The 24,685-nt window shown below is 62.4% G+C and carries 16 protein-coding genes; 11 read left to right on the top strand and 5 right to left on the bottom strand.

Annotated elements, in window-relative coordinates:
* The first annotated feature begins 12 nt into the window (after positions 1-12).
* From ABB26_RS14575 to ABB26_RS14535, 9 genes are all read left to right on the top strand, one after another.
* Positions 13-2,244 carry a methyl-accepting chemotaxis protein gene (locus ABB26_RS14575; RefSeq protein ID WP_057635425.1) on the top strand — a complete coding sequence of 744 codons (2,232 nt, stop codon included), beginning with the start codon at positions 13-15 and terminating at the stop codon, positions 2,242-2,244.
* A 322-nt stretch (positions 2,245-2,566) separates the two neighbouring features.
* Entirely contained in the window at positions 2,567-3,337 is a 771-nt protein-coding gene (locus ABB26_RS14570) for a flagellar brake protein (RefSeq protein WP_057635423.1), read from the top strand.
* A 180-nt stretch (positions 3,338-3,517) separates the two neighbouring features.
* Positions 3,518-4,012, top strand: a complete 495-nt coding sequence (locus ABB26_RS14565) for a chemotaxis protein CheW (RefSeq protein ID WP_057635421.1) — start codon at positions 3,518-3,520, stop codon at positions 4,010-4,012.
* A gap of 118 nt (positions 4,013-4,130) precedes the next feature.
* Positions 4,131-4,517 carry a hypothetical protein gene (locus ABB26_RS14560; protein ID WP_057635419.1) on the top strand — a complete coding sequence of 129 codons (387 nt, stop codon included), beginning with the start codon at positions 4,131-4,133 and terminating at the stop codon, positions 4,515-4,517.
* Positions 4,518-4,605: 88 nt separating this feature from the next.
* Positions 4,606-6,987, top strand: coding sequence for a methyl-accepting chemotaxis protein (locus ABB26_RS14555; protein WP_057635417.1), 2,382 nt, complete (start codon positions 4,606-4,608; stop codon positions 6,985-6,987).
* A gap of 116 nt (positions 6,988-7,103) precedes the next feature.
* The gene (locus tag ABB26_RS14550; protein ID WP_057635415.1) at positions 7,104-9,269 is read left to right on the top strand and encodes a methyl-accepting chemotaxis protein; all 2,166 of its coding nucleotides are present in this window, start codon (positions 7,104-7,106) and stop codon (positions 9,267-9,269) included.
* A 17-nt stretch (positions 9,270-9,286) separates the two neighbouring features.
* Positions 9,287-10,132, top strand: a complete 846-nt coding sequence (locus ABB26_RS14545; RefSeq protein ID WP_057635413.1) for a CheR family methyltransferase — start codon at positions 9,287-9,289, stop codon at positions 10,130-10,132.
* Positions 10,129-10,728 (top strand): chemoreceptor glutamine deamidase CheD, encoded by a 600-nt coding sequence (cheD, locus tag ABB26_RS14540; RefSeq protein WP_057635412.1) that lies wholly within the window; start codon positions 10,129-10,131, stop codon positions 10,726-10,728. Before ABB26_RS14545 ends, cheD begins: the two co-directional genes overlap by 4 nt.
* Complete coding sequence (locus ABB26_RS14535) at positions 10,725-11,780, top strand: protein-glutamate methylesterase/protein-glutamine glutaminase (protein ID WP_057635410.1); 1,056 nt, start codon at positions 10,725-10,727, stop codon at positions 11,778-11,780. The genes cheD and ABB26_RS14535 overlap by 4 nt, the downstream gene beginning before the upstream one ends.
* A 292-nt stretch (positions 11,781-12,072) precedes the next feature.
* Here ABB26_RS14535 and ABB26_RS14530 read toward each other — a convergent pair whose 3' ends face one another.
* A complete protein-coding gene (locus ABB26_RS14530) occupies positions 12,073-15,561 on the bottom strand; it encodes an ATP-binding protein (protein WP_057635408.1) in 3,489 nt (1,162 codons plus the stop codon).
* 138 nt (positions 15,562-15,699) lie between these two features.
* On the bottom strand, positions 15,700-16,944 hold the full coding sequence (locus ABB26_RS14525; RefSeq protein ID WP_161809062.1) for a TolC family protein: 1,245 nt from the start codon (positions 16,942-16,944) through the stop codon (positions 15,700-15,702).
* A gap of 661 nt (positions 16,945-17,605) precedes the next feature.
* Here ABB26_RS14525 and ABB26_RS14520 point away from each other — a divergent pair.
* Together ABB26_RS14520 and ABB26_RS14515 are read left to right on the top strand one after the other, a co-directional pair.
* The gene (locus tag ABB26_RS14520) at positions 17,606-19,897 is read left to right on the top strand and encodes a type I secretion system permease/ATPase (RefSeq protein ID WP_057635404.1); all 2,292 of its coding nucleotides are present in this window, start codon (positions 17,606-17,608) and stop codon (positions 19,895-19,897) included.
* The gene (locus ABB26_RS14515; RefSeq protein ID WP_057635402.1) at positions 19,897-21,138 is read left to right on the top strand and encodes an HlyD family type I secretion periplasmic adaptor subunit; all 1,242 of its coding nucleotides are present in this window, start codon (positions 19,897-19,899) and stop codon (positions 21,136-21,138) included. Before ABB26_RS14520 ends, ABB26_RS14515 begins: the two co-directional genes overlap by 1 nt.
* Positions 21,139-21,242: 104 nt before the next feature.
* Here the strand turns inward: ABB26_RS14515 and acnB are convergent, their stop codons facing one another.
* The 3 genes from acnB to ABB26_RS14500 are packed head-to-tail and all read right to left on the bottom strand — an operon-like array spanning position 21,243 to position 24,501.
* On the bottom strand, positions 21,243-23,834 hold the full coding sequence (acnB, locus tag ABB26_RS14510; protein ID WP_057635400.1) for a bifunctional aconitate hydratase 2/2-methylisocitrate dehydratase: 2,592 nt from the start codon (positions 23,832-23,834) through the stop codon (positions 21,243-21,245).
* A gap of 38 nt (positions 23,835-23,872) precedes the next feature.
* Complete coding sequence (locus ABB26_RS14505) at positions 23,873-24,271, bottom strand: type II toxin-antitoxin system VapC family toxin (protein WP_057635398.1); 399 nt, start codon at positions 24,269-24,271, stop codon at positions 23,873-23,875.
* Positions 24,268-24,501, bottom strand: coding sequence for an AbrB/MazE/SpoVT family DNA-binding domain-containing protein (locus ABB26_RS14500; RefSeq protein ID WP_057635395.1), 234 nt, complete (start codon positions 24,499-24,501; stop codon positions 24,268-24,270). Before ABB26_RS14500 ends, ABB26_RS14505 begins: the two co-directional genes overlap by 4 nt.
* Positions 24,502-24,685 lie beyond the last annotated feature (184 nt).

Raw genomic sequence — 24,685 nt, 5'->3', positions numbered from 1 at the left:
GGAGAGCAAGAGATGGAGTTCTTTCGCAACCTCACGATCACCCGAAAGCTCGCAATCGCTTTCACCCTGACCACCGTCGCCACCCTGGCCATGGGTGGCTTCGCCGTCATGCGGCTCAAGCAGGCCAGCGTGCAGCTGGACGCGGTCAGCACGCGCTACATGCCCGCCGTGCAATACCTGGATCTCATTCGCGCCGACCTCGCTGAAATCCGCATCGCGGAGCTTTCGCAGCTCTCGCACCTGCAGGAGCCCGAGTTCGTTGCCGAGTACAACCAGCGCATCGCCGAACAACGCCAGAAGCTGGCCGAGCACAGCCGGAAGTACGAAGCGCTTCCGGCCAGCGACGCGCAGAAGGCCCTGTACGCGAAGATGCAGCAGACAGCGCAAGCCTACTTCGATGCCCACACGCTGATGTCCAAGGCCATCGCCAGCGGCGAGTTTGATGCGGCGCAGGCCATCTCCAACGATCAGTCGCGCATTGCGCGCCGCGACTTGTTCCAGAACGTGGAAGAACTCAGCGGCTATGTCGTCAACGCGTTGGATCGCGAGACCGCCGAAGCCAGCGCGACGCAGGCGAACAGCGTCAACGCGATCCTCGCTTTCATGCTGCTGCTGGGCGTGTCGTCGGCAGTCATGGGCGTGATCATCGTCCGTTCGATCGTGGGCCCGCTGCGTAGTGCGCTGCGCGCCGCCGATGACGTGGCCAGCGGCCGCCTGGACGGCGCCATCGACAGTACCCGCAAGGATGAAGTCGGCCAGCTGCTGGCCTCCATGCAGCGCATGCAGGACCAGCTCAAGGCGGTCATCGCCGCACAGGTGGAACTGGCGCGCGAACACGATGAAGGGCAGATCAGCTTCCGGATTGATGAAGCCCGTTTCCCCGGCGAATACGGGCGCATGGTACGCGAGGTCAATGCGGTCGTAGCCCAGCACATCGGCGTGAAGATGCGCGTGGTGGAAGTGATGCGCCACTACGCCCGCGGTGATCTGTCGGTGGACATGGACCGCCTGCCCGGCGAAAAAGCCGCCATCACCAACGCCATGGACAGCACCAAGGCCAGCCTGTCGGCGATCAACAACGAGATCAAGCGCCTGTCCGGTGCCGCTGCCGTCGGTGACTTCAGCCAGCGCGGCGATGCCGGCAACTTCGAGCACGATTTCCGCGACATGGTCGGTGGCCTCAACTCGCTGATGGAAACCACCGAAAGCAATCTCGGCCATCTGTCGCGGTTGCTGCAGGCCATCGCCCAGGGCGACCTGACCCAGCGCATGGAGGGTGACTTCCATGGCGTTTTCGCCCGCATGCGGGATGATGGCAACGCCAGCATGGACCAGCTGGCCGCCATCGTTTCACGCATCCAGGCCTCCAGCGGCAGCATCAGCCTGTCGGCCAGCGAGATCGCCACCGGCAACAGCGACCTTTCCCGTCGCACCGAACAACAGGCCGCCAATCTCGAGGAGACCGCCGCGTCGATGGAGGAACTCACCTCCACCGTGCGCCAGAATGCCGAGCACGCTCGCCAGGCCGACCAGCTCGCGCGCGGGGCGGCCGAAGTGGCCGCCAAGGGCGGCGACGTGGTCAGCCAGGTCGTCACCACCATGACCTCCATCGAGCAGTCCTCGCAACGCATCGCCGACATCATCAGCGTCATCGACGGCATCGCGTTCCAGACCAATATCCTCGCCCTCAACGCAGCCGTGGAAGCGGCACGCGCCGGCGACCAGGGACGGGGCTTTGCAGTGGTCGCCACGGAAGTGCGCACGCTGGCGCAGCGCTCGGCATCTGCGGCCAAGGAGATCAAATCGCTGATCGACGACTCGGTGGAAAAGGTGACCGAGGGCTCGCAGCAGGTACGCCGTGCCGGTACCACCATGGATGACATCGTCGCCTCGGTGCAGCGCGTGACCACGATCATGGCCGACATTTCCGCCGCCTCGCAGGAACAGACCGCCGGCATCGAACAGGTCAACCAGACCGTCATGCAGATGGACGAAAGCACCCAGCAGAACGCCGCGCTGGTGGAAGAAGCCACTGCCGCCGCGCGCTCCATGGAAGACCAGGCGCAGCAGCTCACGGATGCCGTTGCGCAGTTCCGCCTGTCGGATTCACTGAGCACCTCGCTGGCCCGCGCGGCGGCCAGTGTCCCCAGGCCCGCGCAACGTCCGCGCCCGGCCCTGCGCGCCATTCCCAGCGCGCCGCCGCGTGCACCGGTGGCAACCAGCAGCGACTGGCAGGAGTTCTAGAGGTCATTGCCGGCGGCAGGCGGGAAACTCTCCGGCCTGCCTGCTGCCGGCTTCTTGCTTCGGACATGCCCGCTCCGGGCGAACCGGAGCGGCAGCGCCGTGGGCATGGCCAACGTCTCCCATCGGTAGAGGCAATCACCGCCATTACTGCCCCCGATCCTCGATGATCGCGGACACTGGCATCCACCAAACCTTGCCGGCCGCAGACGCAGAGCCGGGGTCGTAATAGCGTGGCTAAAGATGTAAAAAGGGCGGCCGCTATCACAGTTTCCAGCGGACTCCTTTTCAGCCACTGGTCTTTCGGCCCATCGCAAGCGTGCCCATGTCCGTAAACGAACCATTCGAGCCGAGTCCCTCCAACGCCGCTGGCAAGCTATATGCCGACGACCGCTTCATGGTGCGGAACCGACATCAGATCCGGCATCTGCTGCAGTCCATGATCGACCAGCGCTCCATGATCAATGCGCATCCTGACGGACGCGACCAGTCCTTCCCCAGCGCCGTGCTGGAAGTGGACGAGCACGGCCTGCTGCTCGATGCCAGCCCGCTGCCGTCGCTCAACCGGACCGTTGAAAGCGCTGCCACCCTGCTGTGCTTCGGGCTGGTGGACAAGGTCACCGTCCGCTTCCAGCTGCAACAGCCACGGCGCGTGGAGCGCGACGGCCACATCGCCTTCCAGGTGCCGCTGCCGGAGGAGGTTTACCACCTGCAGCGCCGCGAGTTCTATCGCCTGGAAACGCCGGTCGGCGACTCGCCTTACTGCCTGCTGCCCGACCCCGATGGCGGCCAGCCCAGCCGTTGGCGGGTCCTGGACATCAGCGCCGGCGGACTCGCGCTGATGCTGCCCGCCCCGCAGAACCTGCTCAGCCTGCAAAGCCGTTACCACGGCTGCGAGCTTCAGATTCCCGAATCCCCGCCGATCATCACTACCATGGTGGCCTGCAACCTGCGCCAGCAGAAGCAAGCCAACGGCGTTGAAATGACCCGGGTCGGGTTGCGTTTTGATGGGCTGCCGCGTGGCGCCGACACGCTGATCCAGCGCTACATCTTCCGCATCGACCGCCTGCGCAAGGCACGTGCGAATGGCGACTGAAACACGCAGACGTGAGTGAACGAATGCGGCTGATACGTGTTGGCAGCAGCCCCAATTGAGCTGCGACACAGGCAATCATCCGCTTTCCACCCTGCACCCCTGCCCCGGCACTAAAGTCCCTGCCCCTGCCGCCGATACCGGTGCATCAGCCACCGGCCCACGCCAGGATCAGGAACCGCCATGAACGACACGCGCATCACTTCCGCCGAAGGCACCGGCGGCGAGTACCTCAGCTTTACGCTCGGCAACGAGCACTACGGCGTGGACATCCTCAAAGTGCAGGAAATCCGCGGCTACGACGCGGTTACCCGCGTCCCCGACGCGCCGGACTACATCAAGGGCGTGATCAACCTGCGCGGCACCATCGTGCCGGTGATCGACCTGCGCCTGAAGCTGCGCCTGGACGAAGCCCGCTACGACGCGTTCACCGTGATGATCGTGCTCAACGTCGAAGACCGCGTGGTTGGCATCGTCGTGGACAGCGTCTCGGATGTGATCCCGCTCAACGCCGACCAGATCCGCCCGACGCCCGAATTCGGCGCCGCCGTGGATACCCGTTTCATCTCCGGCATCGGCACCCAGGACGATCGCATGCTGATCCTGCTGGACATCGAAACCTTGCTCGACATCGCAGATCTGGGGCAATCCGCTGCCGTTGAAGAAGTTGCCGCCTGAGATTAGGTGACTTCAATCACATTTTTGTAGTTGTGACTTAAATCACTGGCACGGACTGCCGATAGCCAAGGTATGCCCGCCTCCCCGCGGGCCCTACATGCCCTCTCGGAGACTACAGATGTACAAGCACCTGCTTCCGCTGTTCTCGGCAGCCATCCTGGCTACCGCTGCTTTCAACGCTGGCGCCGATACGGCGGAAATGATCCCGCCGGAGAATGCCGCGCGCTTCGCCGGCAAGGACGGCATGGTCTGCGGCAAGGTCGAAAAAGCCCGTTACGCCGAAGGCTCCGAGGGGCAGCCGACCTTCCTGCACATGGGTGGCATGTTCCCGCGCCATACCTTCTCGGCCCGCATCGCCGGCGCCAACCGCAGCAAGTTCGCCTTCCCGCTGGAGTCACTGGAAGGCAAGACCGTCTGCGTCATCGGCAAGATCGAGCGTGATTCCTCGCGTGCCGAAATTGAAGTCAGCTCGCCGGCCGGCCTGAAGCTGGCAAACATCAAGTAATCCAGCCCGCCGTCGCGCCGGCGCTGCCGGCGTGACGCGCTGCGCCGCGCCCGCCACCCCGGGTTGCCGCCACCGGAGATCTAGCAAGATGCAGTGGATCAATTCGCTCAAACTGAAGCCGAAGCTGATGCTTACCTTCGGCGTCGTACTGTTTGTGATGCTGTTGCAGGGCGTCGTCGCCTATCGCGGGCTGTACTCACTCAACGATGTCACCACCGACCTTGCCAGCAATCGCATGCCCAGCCTGCGTGCTACCGGCGAGCTCAGTGGCATGGTCAGCGAGTATCGCAACACGTCCTACCAGAGCCTGGTACGCGCCAGTGACGACGTCAAAGCCGATGCCAAGACACGCTCGGCAGAGCTGCGCCAACATATCGCCGAGACCATTGCCAGCTACCCCAAGTTGATCGACAACCCCGAACAGAAAAAACTGTTCGAGACCTTTGTCCGTGACTGGGAAGCAACCCTGGCCTCCTACGATGCGGTCACCGAGATGCTGGAGCTGGATCTGCCGGATGACGCCATCGACACCTTCGTCGGCGAAACTCGCAACCTGCATCGCAAGGCCTACTCTGCACTGCAGGCACTGGCGGCCAACGACAATGCCCGTGCCCAGGCTTCGGCCAAGCAGGCGGCCGATACCTACTCGGCGTCGGCGGTACTGACCGTGATCGCCGTACTGGTAGGCGTCAGCGCCGGGCTGCTGCTTGTATGGCTGTTTGCGCGTTCGCTGGTCAACTCCATGCGTGGCGCCGTCAACGTGGCCAACGAGGTTGCCGGCGGCAAGCTCGACGGCCAGATCGATGTCACCCGCGCCGATGAAGTGGGCGACCTGCTCCGCGCCATGCAACGCATGCAGCGCGACCTGCGCGAGCGCATCGAGACCGAGCAGATCGTGGCCAGCGAGAACCTGCGCATCCGTACCGCGCTGGACTATTCATCCACCGGCGTCTACCTGACCAACTCGCAGCTTGAGATCGTCTACGCCAACCGCGCCCTGCTCGATACGCTCACCAGCTACCAGGACGACATCGCCGCCGGGCTCACTCACTACGACAGCAGCAAGCCGCTGGTCGGGCAGCCCGTCACCGCGCTGGAACATGGTGGCGAAGTGGATGTGAAAATCCTGGAAGTGCTGGACAAGACCGGTGTCGCCAAGCGTGAGATGCGTTACGGCGATGCAGAATTCGCGCAGACCATCTCGGTCATCCGCGACGATCAGGGCGTTGCCGTGGGTCATGTCGTGGAATGGCGTGATCGCACCACCGAGGCACAGGTGGAGAAGGAAGTGGCACGCGTCATCGACGCTGCAGCCGCCGGCGACCTGAGCGGCCGCATCGGCACCGACGACAAGGACGGCTTCTTCCTGCAGCTGGCCGCACAGCTCAACACCCTGCTCGACGCCAACGCCAGCAGCCTGGAACAGATCTCGGCGCTGCTGTCGGCACTGTCGCGCGGCGATCTCACCGTGCGCATGCATGGCGACTACCAGGGCGTTTTCGCCACCATGCGTGACGATGCCAACGCCACGGCGGATCAACTGACCGACATCGTCGGCCGCATCAAGCACTCCTCGACGGCGATCAACTCCGCTGCCACCGAGATCGCCAGCGGCAACAATGACCTGTCCCGTCGTACCGAGCAGCAGGCCGCCAACCTGGAAGAGACTGCCGCTTCGATGGAGGAGCTGACCTCCACCGTGCGCCAGAACGCCGAATCGGCACGCCAGGCCAATCAGCTGGCCATCGGCGCCGCTTCGGTAGCCTCGCAGGGCGGCGACGTCGTGCAGCAGGTCGTGTCCACCATGACCGGCATCGAGCACTCGTCCAAGAAGATCGCCGAGATCATTTCGGTGATCGATGGCATCGCGTTCCAGACCAACATCCTGGCACTGAACGCGGCAGTGGAAGCAGCCCGAGCCGGTGAACAGGGTCGCGGCTTTGCCGTGGTTGCCTCCGAGGTACGTACCCTGGCGCAGCGCTCGGCCGGTGCCGCCAAGGAGATCAAGGGCCTGATCGACGATTCGGTCAGCAAGGTCGCGGACGGTTCGGCGCTGGTGAAGAAGGCCGGCAGCACCATGGGCGAGATCGTCGCCTCCGTGCAGCGCGTCACCGACATCATGGCGGAGATCTCGGCCGCGTCGCAGGAACAGTCCGCCGGCATCGAACAGGTCAACCAGACCGTCGTGCAGATGGATGAAACCACCCAGCAGAACGCTGCATTGGTGGAAGAAGCCACCGCAGCGGCCCGTGCCATGGAAGAACAGGCCGGACAACTGGCGCATGCGGTCTCGGTGTTCCAGCTCGATGACACGGCATTCGAGGCTGCACCTGTCGCGTCATCCGTCGCAGCGTTGCGGACACCCGCGCCGCGCAAGGCGATGGAGCCACCTGCACCGGCGCCGCGCCGACGCAACCCTGGCAGGGTTGCGGTCGCCGAGCTGCCGGACGCGGATTGGCAGGAGTTCTGATTCACCCACAACCCCGGCTCCGGCCGGGGTTGTGCTTTCTACGGCCTCAACTTGGCTCCCGCACGGCCGATATAGCCGTAACCCTCCTCGTCCAGCGCTTCGACAGCGCAGCCCCCATGAACCTCTATCGTCTCTGGTCGAACTACATCAGCAACATCTCCGTCAGGCGCAAGCTCAACCTGCTTACCGCCCTGATCGCCATTGGCGTGATCGCCCTGTCGGTGATCGCCGCACGCATGCAGTACGTGGATCTGTACGAAACCCGCAAGGCCGCATTGCAGGAGCAGGTGGAACTGAGCTACGGCGTGCTGGACCGCTACGCCAGGCGCGTGGATGCCGGCGAGATTTCCCTCGAGGTCGCCCAGCAACATGCAATCGACAGCCTGCGGGGCATGCGATCAACCAACGATGTCAACTACTTCAACATCTACAACACAAACTATGTGGTGTTGATGCACCCGTTCCGCACCGACCTGGTCGGCAAGAACATGAAGGATTTCCGTGGTGACGATGGTGTGCGCCTGTACTACGACCAGGTAGAAGCTGCCCGCAAGGGCGGCGGCTACGTGGCCTATACCTGGGCCAAGCCCGGCCACGATGCGCCGGTCGGGAAAGTGGCCTATGCGGGCATGTACAAGCCTTGGAACTGGGTTATCTCCAGTGGCGTCTACATGGACGACGTGCAGGCGCAGGCCCTCAGGTTCACCGCCATCATGGCCGCCGCTGGCGGCGTTCTGGTGCTGCTGGTGTTCGGCCTGAGCTGGATCATCGGCAATCGCATCGTGCTGCCGCTGCGCAATGCCACCGCGGTGGCAAACGCCATTGCCCAGGGGCGCATGAACAACACCATCGACACCCCCAGTCGTGATGAAACCGGCCAGCTGCTGGCCAGCATGCAGCGCATGCAGGAACAGCTGCGCGCGGTGATCGCCGCACAGAACGAAATGGCGCGCCAGCATGACGCCGGCATCATCAGTTACCAGATCGACGCCTCTGCCTTCCCAGGTGACTACAGCGTGATGGTGGCCGAGACCAACACACTGGTCCGCAACCACATCGACGTCAAAATGCAGGTCATCGAGATCGCCAAGCGCTACGCCATTGGCGACCTGACCCCGGACATGCCGGTACTGCCTGGCGAGAAGCGCGTCATCACCGACACGATGGCTGCGATCAAACAGAACCTGGCGGCCATCAATGGTGAAATCAAGCGACTGGGCGCTGCGGCGGCTGCCGGTGACTTCAGCGAACGCGGCGATGAAGCACGCTTCGAGCATGATTTCCTGGAAATGGTACGCGCACTGAACACGATGATGCGCACCAGTGATGAGAACCTCGGGCAGATCTCCAGCTTGTTGCGCGCCCTGGCCGACGGCGACCTGACGGTCACCATGCGAGGCGAGTTCCAGGGTGTTTTCGCAACCATGCGTGACGCCGCCAACAGCACCATCACCCAGCTGTCGAGCATCGTCTCGCGCATCCAGCAATCGGCAGACAGCATCACCCTTGCCGCCGGCGAGATCGCCACCGGCAACAGCGATCTGTCGCGTCGCACGGAAATGCAGGCCGCCAACCTGGAAGAAACCGCCGCATCGATGGAAGAGCTGACCTCCACCGTGCGCCAGAACGCCGACTCCGCGCGCCAGGCCAACCAGCTCGCCATCGGCGCGGCCAGCGTGGCATCACGCGGCGGCACGGTGGTGGATGAAGTGGTCACCACCATGACCCAGATCGAGCAATCCTCGCGCCGCATCGCCGACATCATCTCGGTGATCGATGGCATCGCCTTCCAGACCAACATCCTGGCGCTGAACGCTGCCGTCGAGGCCGCGCGTGCGGGTGAGCAGGGCCGCGGTTTTGCCGTGGTTGCCTCGGAAGTACGCACCCTGGCGCAGCGCTCGGCCGGTGCCGCCAAGGAGATCAAGGGCCTGATCGAAGACTCGGTCGGCAAGGTCGCCGAGGGCTCGCAGCTGGTGCAGCAGGCCGGCACCACCATGGGCGAGATCGTGGCATCCGTGCAGCGCGTCACCGACATCATGGCCGAAATCTCCGCCGCCTCGCAGGAACAAAGCGCGGGCATCGAGCAGGTCAACCAGACCGTCATGCAGATGGATGAAACCACCCAGCAGAATGCCGCGCTGGTGGAGGAAGCCACCGCAGCCGCACGCTCGCTGGAAGAACAGGCCAATCAGCTTGACCAGGCCGTGGCCGTGTTCCGTCTGGAGCAGGGTCATGCAGGGGGCGGCGTCAGCATGCCCGCTCCCTTTGCGCTGGCCAGCTGAGCGGAGCACAGACCACCATGTCCAGCATCAGCCACGGCGAGCGTGACTTCGAGTTCAATGACCGCGACTTCAAACGCGTCTGCGAACTGATCCATGCTCGCGCCGGCATCGCCCTGGTGCCTGCCAAGCGCGACATGGTGTATGGCCGGCTGTCACGGCGGCTGCGCACCTTGGGACTGCGCAGCTTCAAGGATTACCTCGACCAGCTGGAGCAGCACGGCGGCGAGGAATGGCAGGCGTTCACCAACGCCCTGACCACCAACCTCACCTCGTTCTTCCGCGAGCCGCACCATTTCGACAAGCTGCATGAGGAGCTGCTGCTGCGCGCGCACAAGGCACCGCTGAAGTTGTGGTCCTGTGCCGCCTCCACCGGGGAAGAGCCCTACTCGCTGGCGATCACCGCCTGCGAGACGTTCGGCACGATGACACCGCCGGTACGCATTCTCGCCACCGACGTGGATACCCAGGTGCTGGCCACGGCCAGCCAGGGCGTCTATTCCACGGAGCGCATCAACGGTCTCGACCTTGAGCTGAAGCGCCGCTATTTCCAGCGCGGCACCGGCCCCAACGAAGGCAAATGCCGCGTGGTACCGGCGTTGCGATCACTCATCGAGTTCCGCCCGCTCAATCTGCTGGCAAACCGCTACGAGGTCAGCGGTCCGTTCGACGCCCTGTTCTGCCGCAACGTGATGATCTATTTTGACAAGCCCACCCAGCGCGGCATCCTGTCGCGGCTGGTCGAGCACATGGGCGATGACGGCCTGCTTTACACGGGCCACTCTGAAAACTACCTGCACGCTGCTGACCTGATCCAGCCCTGCGGCCGCACCTTGTACCGTCGCACCCGCCGGAGCGGCGCATGAAACCCACGCACAAATACCCCGATGATGTGATGCGCTATCACGACAGTCGTTTCCAGACGACTGCCGCCAAGCTGCTGCCCACGCAGTACCTGGTGGTGGATGACGACACCGCGTTGACCACGACCCTGGGCTCCTGCGTGGCAGCCTGCATCCGCGACCCGATCCTCGGCATTGGCGGCATGAATCACTTCCTTCTGCCGGAAGGCAACATCGGTGACGGCGCGCCCGCGCGCTACGGCAGCTACGCCATGGAGCTGCTGATCAATGACCTGCTCAAGCGCGGCGCCCACCGCAAGCGCCTGGAAGCCAAGGTGTTTGGCGGCGCCAACGTGCTCAAGGGATTTACCAGCAATCCGGTGGGCACCCGCAATGCCGAGTTCGTCCGCCACTACCTGCAGGCCGAACACATTCCGGTGATCGCAGAAGACCTGTGCGGCATCCATCCGCGCAAGGTCTGGTTCTTTCCGATCACCGGCCGCGTGGTGGTGCAACGTCTGCCGCACGCACACGATGCCGAAGTGGTGGCGGCCGAATCGGCGGTCCGCGCCAAACTGTCGCGTACCCCGGTCAGCGGTGGCGTGGAACTGTTCGAATGATGCTGCAGCCCCCTTGCCGTGTCCTGGTGGTCGACGATTCCGCGTTGGTGCGCCAGGTGCTTTCAGAGATCCTCGCCGCCGATCCCGGCATCGAAGTCGTCGGTACCGCGGCCGATCCGTTCCTGGCACGCGAGAAGATCAAACGCCTCAATCCTGACGTGCTTACGTTGGACGTGGAAATGCCGCGCATGGACGGCCTGGCATTCCTCGAGAACCTGATGCGCCTGCACCCGTTGCCGGTGGTGATGGTCTCTTCGCTCACCGAGCGCGGTGCCGACACCACCCTGCAGGCTCTGGCATTGGGCGCGGTGGATTTCGTGGCCAAGCCCAAGCTCGATGTCGCCCGTGGACTCGAGGTCTACGCCGAAGAGCTCCGGGCCAAGGTCAAGATGGCCGCACGTTCTCGCGTGCGAGCCTCCGCCTCACCGCTGCGGCGCCCCGCCCTGTCATCGAACACCCCGGCAAGCATCGGCTTCCGGACCACTGATCGGCTGATCGCCATCGGCGCTTCCGCCGGTGGTACCGAAGCCCTGCGGGTGGTGCTGGAAATGATGCCCGCCGATTCGCCGGCCATCGTGTTGACCCAGCACCTGCCGGCCAGCTTCAGCACCGCCTTTGCCGAGCGCCTGGACAAGCATTCGCCAATGTCCGTACGCGAGGCCACCGATGGCGAAGCCATACTTCCCGGACACGCCTACCTGCCATCCGGCGGCCGTCATCTGCGCATCATCCGCGATGGCGCACGTTGGCGCTGCCGCGTGGATGACACCGCACCGGTCAATCTGCATAAGCCGGCAGTCGATGTACTGTTCCGTTCCGTTGCCCAGAGCGCTGGCGCCAATGCCATCGGCGCCATCCTCACCGGCATGGGCGAGGACGGCGCACGTGGACTGCTCGACATGAAGCAGGCCGGTGCGACCACGCTCGCCCAGGACGAGGCCAGCAGCGTCGTCTGGGGCATGCCGGGCAGTGCCGTTCGCCTCGGCGCAGTCGACGAAGTACTACCTCTGGAAAGAATTGCAGAGCGCCTACTTGCGCTGGCGCGGGCCTGAGTGCCACCCCGCAGGCCATGCTCAGCGCACGCTCGATCCCAATGGATTGCGCCAAAACATCGAAGTTTCCGATCTCGCCAGCCAGCTCCTCACTTCGTTGATCACGCAGCTTCCTGGCACGAGTCCGAACAAGGCAAGTCATCGCGAAGATCGTATCCATTGGCGATGCTTCCAATGTACCGCTGGCCCTATTGCTGTTTCCGCATCGCAATCACCTTGATGCGGAAGCTTTGTCAGCCTCGACTTTGATGGCCTGTGACAGATCAACCACGACTTCGCCGACCACGACCATTCATGCAACGCTTCCAGCAGCTCCTCGAAATGCATCCACCTGGCTGATCAGCAATGCCAGTTCCTGTTCAACCCGCTCGATTGCAGCGATGATCCGCGCATGATCCATATGCTCGGCATCGCATAGTCTTTCCACCTCCATGCACGCGACCACAACGCCTTTTGCCTGTAGAACCTGCGCGCCGCCCTTTACGCGATGAACAAGCCGTGCCAATGCAGGTGGATCGACGCAGGTCCGTTGCACGCCCAACTGGGAAAGGTCATCCACGTAGTCTTGGCGCGCCTCCTCCAACAGCATCCTGCGTATGCTGAGATCGCCGCCATCAAGCTCGCGTAGAACAGATGCGATGCTGCCATCACCCTCGACGAGCGGTGCCGCGCCGTATCCCCTGGACATGCCTGCCAACGACATCAGCAATCGCGACAGCGCCTTCAAACCGACAGGTTTGAACAGGCAGTCGTCCATGCCGGCGTTCCTGCATTTCATCTTCTCTTCTGGCTGTGCGTTCGCGGTGAAGCCGATGATCGCGCACGGCATCATCGCACTGTCATCCTCCGCCTGACGAATGGCTCGGGCCATCTCGTAGCCGCTCATCACCGGCATGTTGCAGTCGGTGATGATCACATCAATCGCATTCTGCCTCCACAGCTGCAGTCCTTCTTCGCCATTCTCCGCGCTGTACACGGTCTGCCCAAAGAGCCTCAGCTGCTCGGTGAGCAGCACACGGTTTGCTTGTTGATCGTCCACCACCAGGATCCGCATGGCGGGATGCTCCTGCGCCACTTCCTCCTGATGAACCGAAGACGGCTCCCCCACGTCAGGAAGAACGTTGAAGGGGATCTCCAGCGTGACCCGGGTACCTTCTCCTTTCACGCTGCTAACCACGATGTTTCCGCCCATCAACTCACACAGCGACTTGCATATCGGCAAACCAAGCCCTGTTCCGCCACGTGAGATGCGACCATGATCTGCTTGCGCAAACGGCTCGAACAATCCTTGCAGATCGTCCTCAAGAATTCCGATGCCCGAGTCCTCGACAACAAGGCGTATCCGCATCCGACCATCGGAAAGCGGCCTGCCTTCAACATGGACCTTCACCCCGCCAGCGTCCGTGAACTTGATGGCGTTCCCCACGAGGTTTGACAACACCTGCTTCAAGCGCATTGGATCGACCAGAACATCATGGTCAGCGACCCCATCCATCTGCAGACTCAGCGTCAGCGACTTCTGCCGCGCCAATCCATCGAATACACGTACGACTGACTCGATGATGTCACGCAGATTTGCCCGTCGTGGACTCAAGCTTGAATGGCCCGACTCAATGCGCACGACATCCAGAATGTCACCGATCAGCTCGAGAAGGCCCCGTGCCGAGTCATAAGCGACCTCTATGGAAGACTTGTCGAATCGTCCCTTTGCAGCATGCATCATCGCCAGCTCAAGCATGCCGATCACTGCGCTCATCGGCGTACGAATCTCATGACTCATGGTCGCAAGGAAGGTTGTCTTCGCTCGACTGCTCTGATCCGCAGCATCCACCGCCGTTCGCAGATCCTCCATCAACTGGCGGCGATCGCTCACGTCGATCCAGCCGCAGATCACCCCCTTCATCTGCCTGTGCGCGTCGTAGTAGGGGTGAATCCAGTGGTAAACGCTGAGTATCCGCCCAGGAAGGTGCAGTGTCCGGTCGACTTCCAACGGCTTTCCGTTCCTGATCACCCACAGGTAATCGTTGTGAAACTGCAACGCCTCCTGGCGATCCAGCTTCACACCTTCCAGCGCGGTCTTCCCGATCACCGATTCGCGGCTGGCACCGAAGGCCACCAGGTAGTTACTGTTGCAGGTAACCATCCGTGCCTCGCAGTCCCTCACATAGATGGGGTGCGGCGTGCCATTGATCAACGACTCCATGAAATTCAGCTGCTCGCCCAACGCCTCCTCCGCCTGTTGTCGGCGTTTGTACTGCGTACGGATATGCAGGTTCCACGCGAGCGACACAAGGATGAGTAGAAAGGCAATACCGGCAACTTTGTAGATCAAACTGCGATAGTCAACCCACGCACTTTTGGCGACATCTGATTTCGGCCGCCATCGGTTCTGGAATATGTCGATTTCGTCAGGAGGTATCTGCAGCAGTGCCTTCTGCAGAATCGACGCCAGCTCGACATCACCCTTGCGGGAAGCAAACGCAAGTCCCGTTGGCGTGTCCTCCACGACATTGGCCACTTTCAATACACCCTCATGAAGCGTTGAGGTGTAGTACTGCGCGATAGGGAGGAGTGCCATCGTCGCGTCAGCTTCGCCATGGGCCACCATATCAAGGGACTCTGCCATGCCCTCCGATTCGATGAAGCGATACGCCCACGCAGGCTGCAATAGTTCGCGCAAGGCGTGCTTGGCGGGCAGCGCGATTCGCTTTCCACGCAGGGACAGCACGTCTTTGGGCTCACCCGGCTTGTCACGGGTAATGATGGCAAATGCCGTATGCACGAACGGACGCGAGAAGCCGAACTGATCCTCACGCATTGTCGTCGGGATCAGCAGCGTCAGATCCGCATCATGCTGATCCAATGCATCCAGCTGTCCTCCGACATGATCGGCTTTGGTCGGTTTGAACTCCAGACCAGTACGTACAGAAACTGCCCTCAGCACATCCGCACTGATACCGCTGAACCGTCCATCCGCATCGAAGTACGATAACGGCGCAGTATCGTTACTCACCGCAAAGCGAACCACAGGATTCTGATCAATCCAGCGTTGCTCCTGATCAGTGAGCACGACACGGTCGCTTGAAGCGACGCTCCCGCCCCCCGACCAGCGCTTCAGAATCTCGCCGGAATGATAGCCCCGCACCGAGGTCAGCGCCGAGTTCAGGATGGACTTCAACCTTTCCGCATCGGCGTGTACCGCAAACGCAAAGCCACCCGTTGGAACGTCGAGCACCTGGTAGATGCGCACATAGTTGAAATAGTTGAGATTGATCAGGTAGTTGCTGGATACGGCATCCCCCAGGTACAGGTCCGCCCTGCCGAATGCCAACGCCGACAGGGCTTGCTCACGCGATGCATACGTGTCGATCACCGCACCGGGAAAAAGCGCGTTCAGCGGCGCCTGCGGCAGATAATCTTCTGTCATCGCCACCCGCAACCCGGTCAATCGCTGCGGCATCATCCGGGTCTCGGTCTTGCGGACGTACAGAGCTGGCTCATCGCGAAGATAGCTTCGGGTCAGCTCGACGTTGTGACTACCAAGTTCATAGGTATTGGAACTTCCCACGACATCCACGCGCCCTTCCTCGAGCGCATCCAATGCGGCGGCACGGGAAGGGAACCTCACTATGCGCACATCCATGTTCAACATTCTGCTGACCGCACCCAACACGTCGGCGGTGACGCCTTCGTAGTGGGAGTCCCCGCTCAGTATCTCCACAGGCGAGAAGCTGGGTGGCGCGGCAGCCAGCCCACGATAAAGCTCGGCGCGATCGATCAATGCACTGGCATCGTGATTGGCAGCACGAATGCGGAACTCCAGGTCCAGCGCCTGCTGCTCAGCGGCCTTCCAGCCTGCGGAAGCACGCTCACGCGCAGCTTGCTGTGATGCCCGCGCCGAACCGCCGCGGAATGCACTTCACGAGACAGTCAAACCAGTCTGCCATGCAGGCTCGCGCCCGAACGAATCCTCGCCAGTTACCTTGCCCACCACCCAGTTGAGCTGAGGCAATGATGAAGACTTCATCACATCGGCCTGCAGATCGGCCGAAGAAGCCTGCGCCTGAGCCTGGCGCATCACGGGATGATTGACCGCCTCGGCCAGCAACCATTTCAACTCAGGCAGGCGAATGTCCCAGTACCGTGAGGTCGGCAGGGTTGGCAGCGGCCTGTCGCCAACCATGCGTCGCAGATTGATCTCGATATCACGCGCACGTGTGTCCGCGGTGCTGCGCGAGGCCTCTGCCTGCAACAGGCGCGCTCGCGCCTGGGTCAACTCACTGATGCGGCCGGTATCCACAGCGACGATACCCTCGAGCATCTTCACCAGATCGCTCATGCGATCCACATACTGTTGGCTGATATCGACAATGATGCGCTGCTTACCCAATTCAACCAGATTCGATGTGACATCGAATGCCGAAGATTCCAACTCCGCCTCGAAGCCCCAGTCGGCCGCACTGGCCAACTGCGAGCGTGCGTCAATCGTCTTCCGAATACGACCCCAGTCGAAGATCGGTGTCCTGACGTCCAGACTCAACGATGGCTCACCGCTGCTGCCGCGACTGTTCGAACCGAACTCCACCATCTGACTGCGCGCTCCTATATCAACCTGCGGATAGCGCTGCCCTCGAGCTTCAGCCACATCCGCTTCGGATGCCGAGCGCTCAGCCAAGGCCCGTGCTACGGAGGGGCTGCGCCCCGCAGCCGCTTCAACGACGCGCAGGAAGATGTCACGCAACTGACGATCGGTGGGCATTGATTGCCCCGAGGGTCCGATGATCTCCGCCGGAAGCGAGCGATCAATGGCCGCCCCTGACAAACCGGACATCTGCCTGATATGCGGAGCGGATGCATTGGTTGTCGCCCCCTGCGTGATCGGCAGCGGACGCACATCCGACACAATCTCCTTCACATCGCCCAGCTTCTCGAATTCAAGCACCGGAACAGCAGGCCGAGGCAACGGCAAGGGAGCGAGGCTATCGCGCACCGACTGGATCATCTGCGCGGATGAGGACTCTCGCGCCTGAATGAGCCGTTTGGCGAGTACCTCAGCGTCATCACGGGAAACCGCTTTCGGAACCACATTGGCAGATGCGAGCGGACTCACCCGCTCGAATTTGAGGATCTCGTCTTCGGCATGAGCGTCAACGCCAAGCGACACCAAGCATGCCAAGGCCAACACAGATGCAGATGGAAACGATCTGCGCGACGAAGCACCGAAACAGCGCATCTGATTTGAAATAGAAACTGACATATACGACCTCTGGACGCCCCTCGACACGGAACTGAAGGGGGATTTCATTTCGCGGCGCACGATTCACTGCACGGTTCGTCGTTCTGAAGCTGCAGAAATCAACCGTTCCCGATGCGCACCGCCGGGACAAGGAAAAGGTCGACCCACCGCCTCGATGTGCGTGCTTCCATCCACAACATGGACATCCGCGCGCACAGGCCTCCCCCGACTTGAGCCAGGGCAGACCAAGGAAATTCGCAAAAAAAAACAGGCGTGGGGAATACGCGTGACGAGTCATCTCCCCGCATCTTCAAGCAGAGGCGAAGACTAGGATCGCTGTTCCGAAAAGTACATGAGACATGTCCTAGACCGTCACGTAGGCAGCCTCCCATCGAAGCCCAGCCCATCCGAAGACCACTCCAACACTTCGCGCGGACAACTCCGAATCAGCCCACGCGTTTTTGAGACAGGTCTTATTCCCTGATCTGGACGCCGGCCCCAATATTCCTGTCTCTCAACATGATGGCTTCCGCATGCCTATCGCCATCCAAATCCGACTTTATGAAAGCGGTCCTCGCAGGAACCTGTCATGACCCCCGCCACTACCGAAAGCAGCGCAGACGAAACTGCGATGATCGCCGATGACAGCACCAGCATCGACGACACGCTGTTGCAAAGCGTGTCCTGGATATGCGATCACTACGACACGCATCGCAGTACCGACGCGCTGCTCGCCGGACTTCCACATGCCGGGCTGCTTACCCCAACGCTCGCGCTCTCCGCACTGCAGAATGCAGGGATGACCGGCGGACTGGTGAAGCGCAGCCTCCGCAACCTGCCTGCACAAGTAATGCCCATGATCCTGCTGCGGAATGGTCGTGGTGGCTGCATTCTTGTTGCCCGCACCGAAGTGCGTGACAGTGAGAACAAGCGTCAGTTGCGCTACTCTGTCATTCTTCCAGAGGTCTCGAAGGAAGCCGTTGATCTTTCACAGGACGAGATGGATGCACAGTACGCCGGCTACGCCATTCTGGTGAAGCCACGTGCCCAGACGGACAATCGTGCTGGCGAGATGCTCCCCGCACCCACCGGTCACTGGCTGCTCAGCACGCTCTGGCGCTACCGTCGTTACTACCGCAGCGCCGCCATCGCATCGGTTGTGGCCAACGTGCTTGCGCTTGCCAGCATCTTCTTCACCATGAACGTCTACGACCGCGTCGTACCCAACCAGGCGTTTGTCACCTTGTGGTCTCTGGGAATCGGCGTGATCGTGGCGATGGTGTTTGAGGCCATCATCCGCTTTGTACGCGCCCATCTACTGGACGTCGCCGGCAAGAAAGCTGACCTGGTGCTTGGCGCCATGCTGTTCCGGCAGGCGCTTTCCGTACAGATGGAGCACAAGCCCGCCTCATCCGGCAGCTTCGCCAACCAGCTGCGTGAGTTTGAATCGGTTCGCGACTTTGCGTCCTCCGCGACGTTGGCTGCGCTTGCCGATCTTCCGTTCGTGCTGCTGTTCGTCGCGGTCATCTTCTTCATCGGTGGTCCGCTCGGCTGGGTACCGCTACTGGTCCTGCCATTGATCCTGATCATCTCCATTTCCATCCAATGGCCTTTGGCCCGTGTCATGCAGGAGAACCTGCGTGAGTCTTCGTTGAAGCAGGGCGTCCTGGTGGAGTCCATCGAAGGCCTGGAGACATTGAAAGCCACCGGCGGCCAGGCACACATGCAACGCCGCTGGGAACACTTCAGTGCACTGCAGTCAGCCACCTCGATGAAATCAAAGCGACTGTCCAGTGCCGCCACAGGCACCGTCACCCTGCTCCAGCAGCTGCAGACCGTGGCACTGGTGATCACCGGGGTGTATCTCATCAGTGACGGCACCATGACGATGGGCGCGTTGATAGGCACGGTCATGCTGGCAGGTCGTGCCACTGCACCACTGGGGCAGGTCATCGGCCTGGCCGTACGCTTCCAGCAAGCCAAGGCCGCATTGAGCTCCTTGAATCGACTGATGGAACTGCCGGTGGATCGTGACGTGGAGCGCGACTACCTCCCCAATCCGACGCTTACCGGCCAGCTGACGTTGAAGGGGGTGGGCTTTGCCTATCCGGCCCCCCCCATGCAGCCCAACCCACCGGTGTTGACGGGCATCAACCTGACCATCAACCCCGGCGAACGCGTTGCGATTCTCGGCCGCATCGGCAGTGGAAAATCCACCCTGCTGCGTGTCATGTCGCGCCTATACGCGCCGGTTGACGGGCAGATGTTCAGCGACGGCCTGGATGTCAACCAGGTTGACCCTGCGGACTGGCGCAGAACCGTCGGTTTCGTCTCGCAGGATGCACGCTTGTTCTACGGCACGCTGCGCGAGAACGTGATGCTCGGCAAGCCGGAAGCAACCGCCGAGGAGTTCCTGCGGGTACTGCGACTGACCGGCCTGGATCATATTGCCGGTGCGCACCCCCGCGGCATCAATCTGCCGATAGGTGAAATGGGCGACGGTGTCTCCGGCGGACAGCGCCAGCTGATTTCCCTGGCGCGTACGCTGTTGAGCCGTCCAAAGCTGCTGCTGATGGACGAACCCACCAGCGCGATGGATTCCCAGACCGAAGCCATCTTCCTTGGGCACCTGAAGCGCGCAATGGATGGGCAGACACTGGTCGTGGTCACCCATCGCCCTTCGGTACTCAGCCTGGTGGATCGAATCATCGTGGTTGATGGCGGAAAGATCGTTGCCGATGGCCCCAAGGAGTCCGTTCTCGCGGCGCTTGCGGGCGGCAATGGCGCGCAAGAAAGCGCGAACGAAGAAAGCAGAAGGCCCGCTCGGCCCCCGGGCATGCGCCTGCAACGCACGAGCGTGACCGCCAAGGAGGCACGGTAATGTTCGGTTGGTTCAGGCGAAACCACGATGCCAGCGCCATCAACGCGAGCGATGCTGCGTTCATGAACGATGTACAGGAATCCCTGCTCGCACAAACCACTCCCGGTTCGCGCCTGGTGTTGTACATGATCGCGGCAGTGCTCTGCGCCGGGTTGATCTGGGCATCGATCGCGCGCGTCGAGGAGATCACGCAGGGCGAAGCCAAGATCATCTCCAAGAGCCGCGAGCAGGTCATCCAGAGCCTGGAGGGGGGAATTCTCGCCGAAATGAATGTTCGGGAAGGCGATGTGGTCGACGCAGGCCAGGTGTTGCTGAAGATCGACCCAACCCGCGCCAATGCCAGCTATCGCGAAGCGCTCAGCAAGGTCATTTCCCTCAAGGCCGCCATCTCCCGCCTGCGCGCTGAAGCCTATGGTGAGCCACTGCAATTTGACGAGCAGGTAAGCAGCGCTCCAGAAGAAGTAGAGAGCGAGACCCGGGCCTACAATGCCCGGCGGCGCGCCCTGATGGAAAGCGTTGCTGCGCTGGAACGCAGTTATGCCTTGTCCATGCGCGAGATCAACCTGGCCGAGCCGCTCGCCGCCAAGGGCCTGCTTTCCGATGTTGAACTGCTGCGCATGCGGCGCCAGGCCAACGACATCAAGTCGCAGGTGGTCGAACGGCAGAACCGCTACAGGGCCGATGCGAACTCAGAGCTGGCCAAGCTGGAGATGGAACTTTCCCAGACCAATGAAAACCTGGTCGGTCGTGCCGACGTGGTCGAGCGCACGACGATCAACGCGCCCGTCCGCGGTACGGTGAAGAACGTACGGGTCAATACCATCGGCGGGGTCATCCAGCCCGGTGAGCACATTCTGGAAATCGTGCCACTGGAAGACCAACTGCTGGTGGAAGGAAAGATCCGTCCGAAGGACGTCGCCTTTCTGCGTCCCGGCCTACCGGCAACGGTCAAGGTCACCGCCTATGACTACGCCATCTATGGTGGGTTGACCGGCAAGGTCGAACACATCAGTCCGGACACGCTGAAGGACGACCAGAAAGCCGCATCCGGCCGCCCGGATGACACCTACTATCGCGTGCTTGTGTTGACTGAGAGGAGTGCACTGCAGGCGGGAGGCAAGGAGCTGCCGATCATTCCAGGCATGGTTGCCTCGGTGGAAATCCGCACCGGTGAGAAGACCGTACTGGAGTACCTGCTCAAGCCGATATTCAAGGCCCGCGAAGCGTTTCGGGAGCGTTGATTGGTTCTGCCCCCCCACGGCACACCGGTTGCCGTTCGCGGAACAAAAAAGAACCCCGGCTTTGACCGGGGTTCTTCCTTCAGAACTTATCGCTCAGATCAGACTCAGGCATTGACCGAATCGGCCACGTCCTTGTAGTCGGCAATCTGGTCGAAGTTCATGTAGCGGTAGATCTCGCTGCCAGCGGCATCGAGCACGCCAACGTCGGCCATGTACTCTTCCTTGGTCGGGATGCGACCCAGACGCGAACAGATCGCGGCCAGTTCGGCCGAACCCAGGTACACGTTGGTGTTGCGGCCCAGACGGTTGGGGAAGTTACGGGTCGAGGTCGACATCGCGGTGGAGCCTTCGCGGATCTGCGCCTGGTTGCCCATGCACAGCGAGCAGCCCGGCATTTCCATGCGTGCGCCAGCAGCGCCGAAGGTGCCGTACACGCCTTCCTTGGTCAGCTCGGAGGCATCCATCTTGGTCGGCGGGGCCACCCACAGACGGGTCGGGATGTCGCGCTTGCCTTCCAGCAGCTTCGCAGCGGCACGGAAGTGACCGATGTTGGTCATGCACGAACCGATGAACACTTCGTCGATCTTGGCGCCGGCAACTTCAGACAGCGTCTTCACGTCGTCCGGGTCGTTCGGGCAGGCCACGATCGGCTCATGAATGTCGGCCAGGTCGATCTCGATGACGGCGGCGTATTCGGCGTCGGCATCGCCCTGCAGCAGTTCCGGGTTGGCCAGCCATGCTTCCATCTTCTCGATGCGGCGGGCCAGCGAACGGGCGTCCTGGTAGCCCTCTGCGATCATCCACTTCAGCAGCGTGATGTTGCTGGTGAGGTACTCGATGATCGGCTCCTTGTTCAGGTGCACCGAGCAACCGGCGGCCGAACGCTCGGCCGAGGCATCGGACAGTTCGAACGCCTGCTCGACCTTCAGGTCCGGCAGACCTTCGATTTCGAGGATGCGGCCGGAGAAGATGTTCTTCTTGCCCGCCTTGGCCACGGTCAGCAGACCGGACTTGATCGCGTACAGCGGAATCGCGTTGACCAGATCACGCAGGGTCACGCCCGGCTGCATCTTGCCCTTGAAGCGCACCAGCACCGACTCCGGCATGTCCAGCGGCATGACGCCGGTGGCAGCGGCGAAGGCGACCAGGCCCGAACCGGCCGGGAACGAAATGCCCACCGGGAAACGGGTGTGCGAGTCACCACCGGTGCCGACGGTGTCCGGCAGCAGCATGCGGTTGAGCCAGCTGTGGATCACGCCATCGCCCGGACGCAGCGACACGCCGCCACGGGTGGAGATGAACTCCGGCAGGGTGTGGTGGGTCTTCACGTCCACCGGCTTCGGGTAGGCAGCGGTGTGGCAGAACGACTGCATCACCAGGTCGGCCGAGAAGCCCAGGCAGGCCAGGTCCTTCAGCTCGTCACGGGTCATCGGGCCGGTGGTGTCCTGCGAACCCACCGAGGTCATCTTCGGTTCGCAGTAGGTGCCCGGGCGCATGCCCTTGCCTTCCGGCAAGCCACAGGCGCGGCCGACCATCTTCTGGGCCAGCGAGTAGCCCTTGCCGGTATCGGCCGGCTGCACCGGCAGACGGAACAGGTCGGTCACCGGCAGGCCCAGCGCTTCACGCGCCTTGGCGGTCAGGCCACGGCCGATGATCAGCGGAATACGGCCACCGGCACGCACTTCGTCGAACAGCACGTCGCTCTTGACCTGGAACTCGGCGATCACTTCACCGTTCTTCAGCGCCTTGCCGTCGTACGGACGCAGCTCGACGACATCGCCGTGCTCCATCTTCGACACGTCCAGTTCGATCGGGAGCGCGCCGGCGTCTTCCATGGTGTTGTAGAAGATCGGGGCGATCTTGGAACCCAGGCACACGCCGCCGAAGCGCTTGTTCGGGATGAAGGGGATGTCTTCACCGGTGAACCACAGCACCGAGTTGGTGGCGGACTTGCGGCTGGAGCCGGTACCGACCACGTCGCCGACGTAGGCGACCAGGTGGCCCTTGTCCTTCAGCGACAGGATTTCCTGGATCGGGCCGCGCTTGCCATCTTCTTCCGGCACGAACGGCGCGTCAGGACGCTTGTTCTTCAGCATCGCCAGCGCGTGCAGCGGAATGTCCGGGCGGGTGGTGGCATCCGGTGCCGGCGACAGGTCGTCGGTATTGGTTTCGCCCGGCACCTTGAACACGGTGATGGTCAGGCTCTGCGGCACTTCCGGCTTGCTGGTGAACCACTCGGCATCGGCCCAGCTCTGCAGCACGCCCTGTGCGTTGGCGTTGCCGGCCTTGGCCTTTTCCTGCACGTCGTGGAAGGCGTCGAACACCAGCAGGGTGTGCTTCAGGCCATTGGCGGCGATGGCGCCGACGTCTGCGTCGTCCAGCAACTGGATCAGCGGGGCGACGTTGTAACCGCCGAGCATGGTGCCCAGCAGTTCAGTGGCGCGCTCACGGCTGATCAGCGCGCTCTTCTCGCTGCCGAAGGCGATGGCGGCCAGGTACGAAGCCTTGACCTTGGCAGCGTCATCGACGCCAGCCGGCACGCGGTGGGTGATCAGGTCGAGCAGGAACTCGGCCTCACCGGCGGGCGGATTCTTCAGCAGCTCGATGACGTCGGCCGTCTGCTGTGCGGTCAGCGGCAACGGCGGGATGCCAAGCGCGGCGCGCTCAGCTACGTGGTGGCGGTAGGCTTCCAACATGACAACTCCCGGGTATTACGGTTTGAGAATGGATGGGCTCAGGCTTGCGGCACGATCAGCTTCAGGCCCTTGAAGTAGTCGCGATAAAACGTGTCGTTCCAGGTGATCAGGCCGTCGCACTGCAGCAGTGCGTGGGCGCCGACCATGAAATCGTCGATGCGGCGGGTTTCACCGCTGCGCTGCCGATGGCGGCGATGCATTTCGCCTGCACGCAGTGCGGATTTGGCCTCCAGTGGATTGAAATGGACGCCCATTTCTTCCAGTGCTTCCTGTACTTCGGCGCCGCCACGCAGCGAGGCGCAGACCTCGGCCAGGGTGGTGCCGCACACGACCACCCGTCCGCTGACCAGCGCCTGCCGCAGGCAGGCTTCCACCGCGTCGGCACGCGGGCCGTCGCTGAGCAGCTCGATCAGGACCGGGGAGTCGACGGCAATCATGCTTCGTCAACCTCGTCGCGGACGGTACGCACGGCCTGCTCGGCCGAGTCGAAGCCGTCCAGCGCGAATTTGCCGCGCGCACGGGAAATGGCGTCATCCACGCTCTTGCGCAGGATGATCCGGCTGCCGTCCAGCTCGACCTTCAACAACGTGCCCTTGGTCAGGCCCAGCGCGTCGCGTACAGCCTTGGGCAGGGTGATCTGCCCGCGTTCAGCTACGGTGGCTTCCATGACGACCTCCAGCAAAGTATGTACGAATTATACATACCTTCACCGGCATACCCCAACCCGCCGCTGACCACCGTGCGGGCCTTCCCGGCCCGCACGCCGTTACATGGGCGCAACAAGCCGTTGCCTAAAATGTCCGCTGCAGCCGTGCCCCGGCCACGAAGGCTTCGTCCATACTCGACAGGCA

This window comes from Stenotrophomonas humi (genome assembly GCF_001431415.1).
Classification (GTDB): Bacteria; Pseudomonadota; Gammaproteobacteria; order Xanthomonadales; family Xanthomonadaceae; genus Stenotrophomonas; species Stenotrophomonas humi.
Note: the sequence above shows the minus strand (reverse complement) of the source record. Positions and strands in the feature narration are given on the sequence as shown.

Excerpts from the sequence above, each read along its gene's own strand:
- ABB26_RS14575 (WP_057635425.1), top strand. The coding sequence starts at position 13 with ATGGAGTTCTTTCGCAACCTCACGATCACCCGAAAGCTCGCAATCGCT.
- ABB26_RS14570 (WP_057635423.1), top strand. The coding sequence starts at position 2,567 with ATGTCCGTAAACGAACCATTCGAGCCGAGTCCCTCCAACGCCGCTGGC.
- ABB26_RS14565 (WP_057635421.1), top strand. The coding sequence starts at position 3,518 with ATGAACGACACGCGCATCACTTCCGCCGAAGGCACCGGCGGCGAGTAC.
- ABB26_RS14560 (WP_057635419.1), top strand. The coding sequence starts at position 4,131 with ATGTACAAGCACCTGCTTCCGCTGTTCTCGGCAGCCATCCTGGCTACC.
- ABB26_RS14555 (WP_057635417.1), top strand. The coding sequence starts at position 4,606 with ATGCAGTGGATCAATTCGCTCAAACTGAAGCCGAAGCTGATGCTTACC.
- ABB26_RS14550 (WP_057635415.1), top strand. The coding sequence starts at position 7,104 with ATGAACCTCTATCGTCTCTGGTCGAACTACATCAGCAACATCTCCGTC.
- ABB26_RS14545 (WP_057635413.1), top strand. The coding sequence starts at position 9,287 with ATGTCCAGCATCAGCCACGGCGAGCGTGACTTCGAGTTCAATGACCGC.
- cheD (WP_057635412.1), top strand. The coding sequence starts at position 10,129 with ATGAAACCCACGCACAAATACCCCGATGATGTGATGCGCTATCACGAC.
- ABB26_RS14535 (WP_057635410.1), top strand. The coding sequence starts at position 10,725 with ATGATGCTGCAGCCCCCTTGCCGTGTCCTGGTGGTCGACGATTCCGCG.
- ABB26_RS14520 (WP_057635404.1), top strand. The coding sequence starts at position 17,606 with ATGACCCCCGCCACTACCGAAAGCAGCGCAGACGAAACTGCGATGATC.
- ABB26_RS14515 (WP_057635402.1), top strand. The coding sequence starts at position 19,897 with ATGTTCGGTTGGTTCAGGCGAAACCACGATGCCAGCGCCATCAACGCG.
- acnB (WP_057635400.1), bottom strand. The coding sequence starts at position 23,834 with ATGTTGGAAGCCTACCGCCACCACGTAGCTGAGCGCGCCGCGCTTGGC.
- ABB26_RS14505 (WP_057635398.1), bottom strand. The coding sequence starts at position 24,271 with ATGATTGCCGTCGACTCCCCGGTCCTGATCGAGCTGCTCAGCGACGGC.
- ABB26_RS14500 (WP_057635395.1), bottom strand. The coding sequence starts at position 24,501 with ATGGAAGCCACCGTAGCTGAACGCGGGCAGATCACCCTGCCCAAGGCT.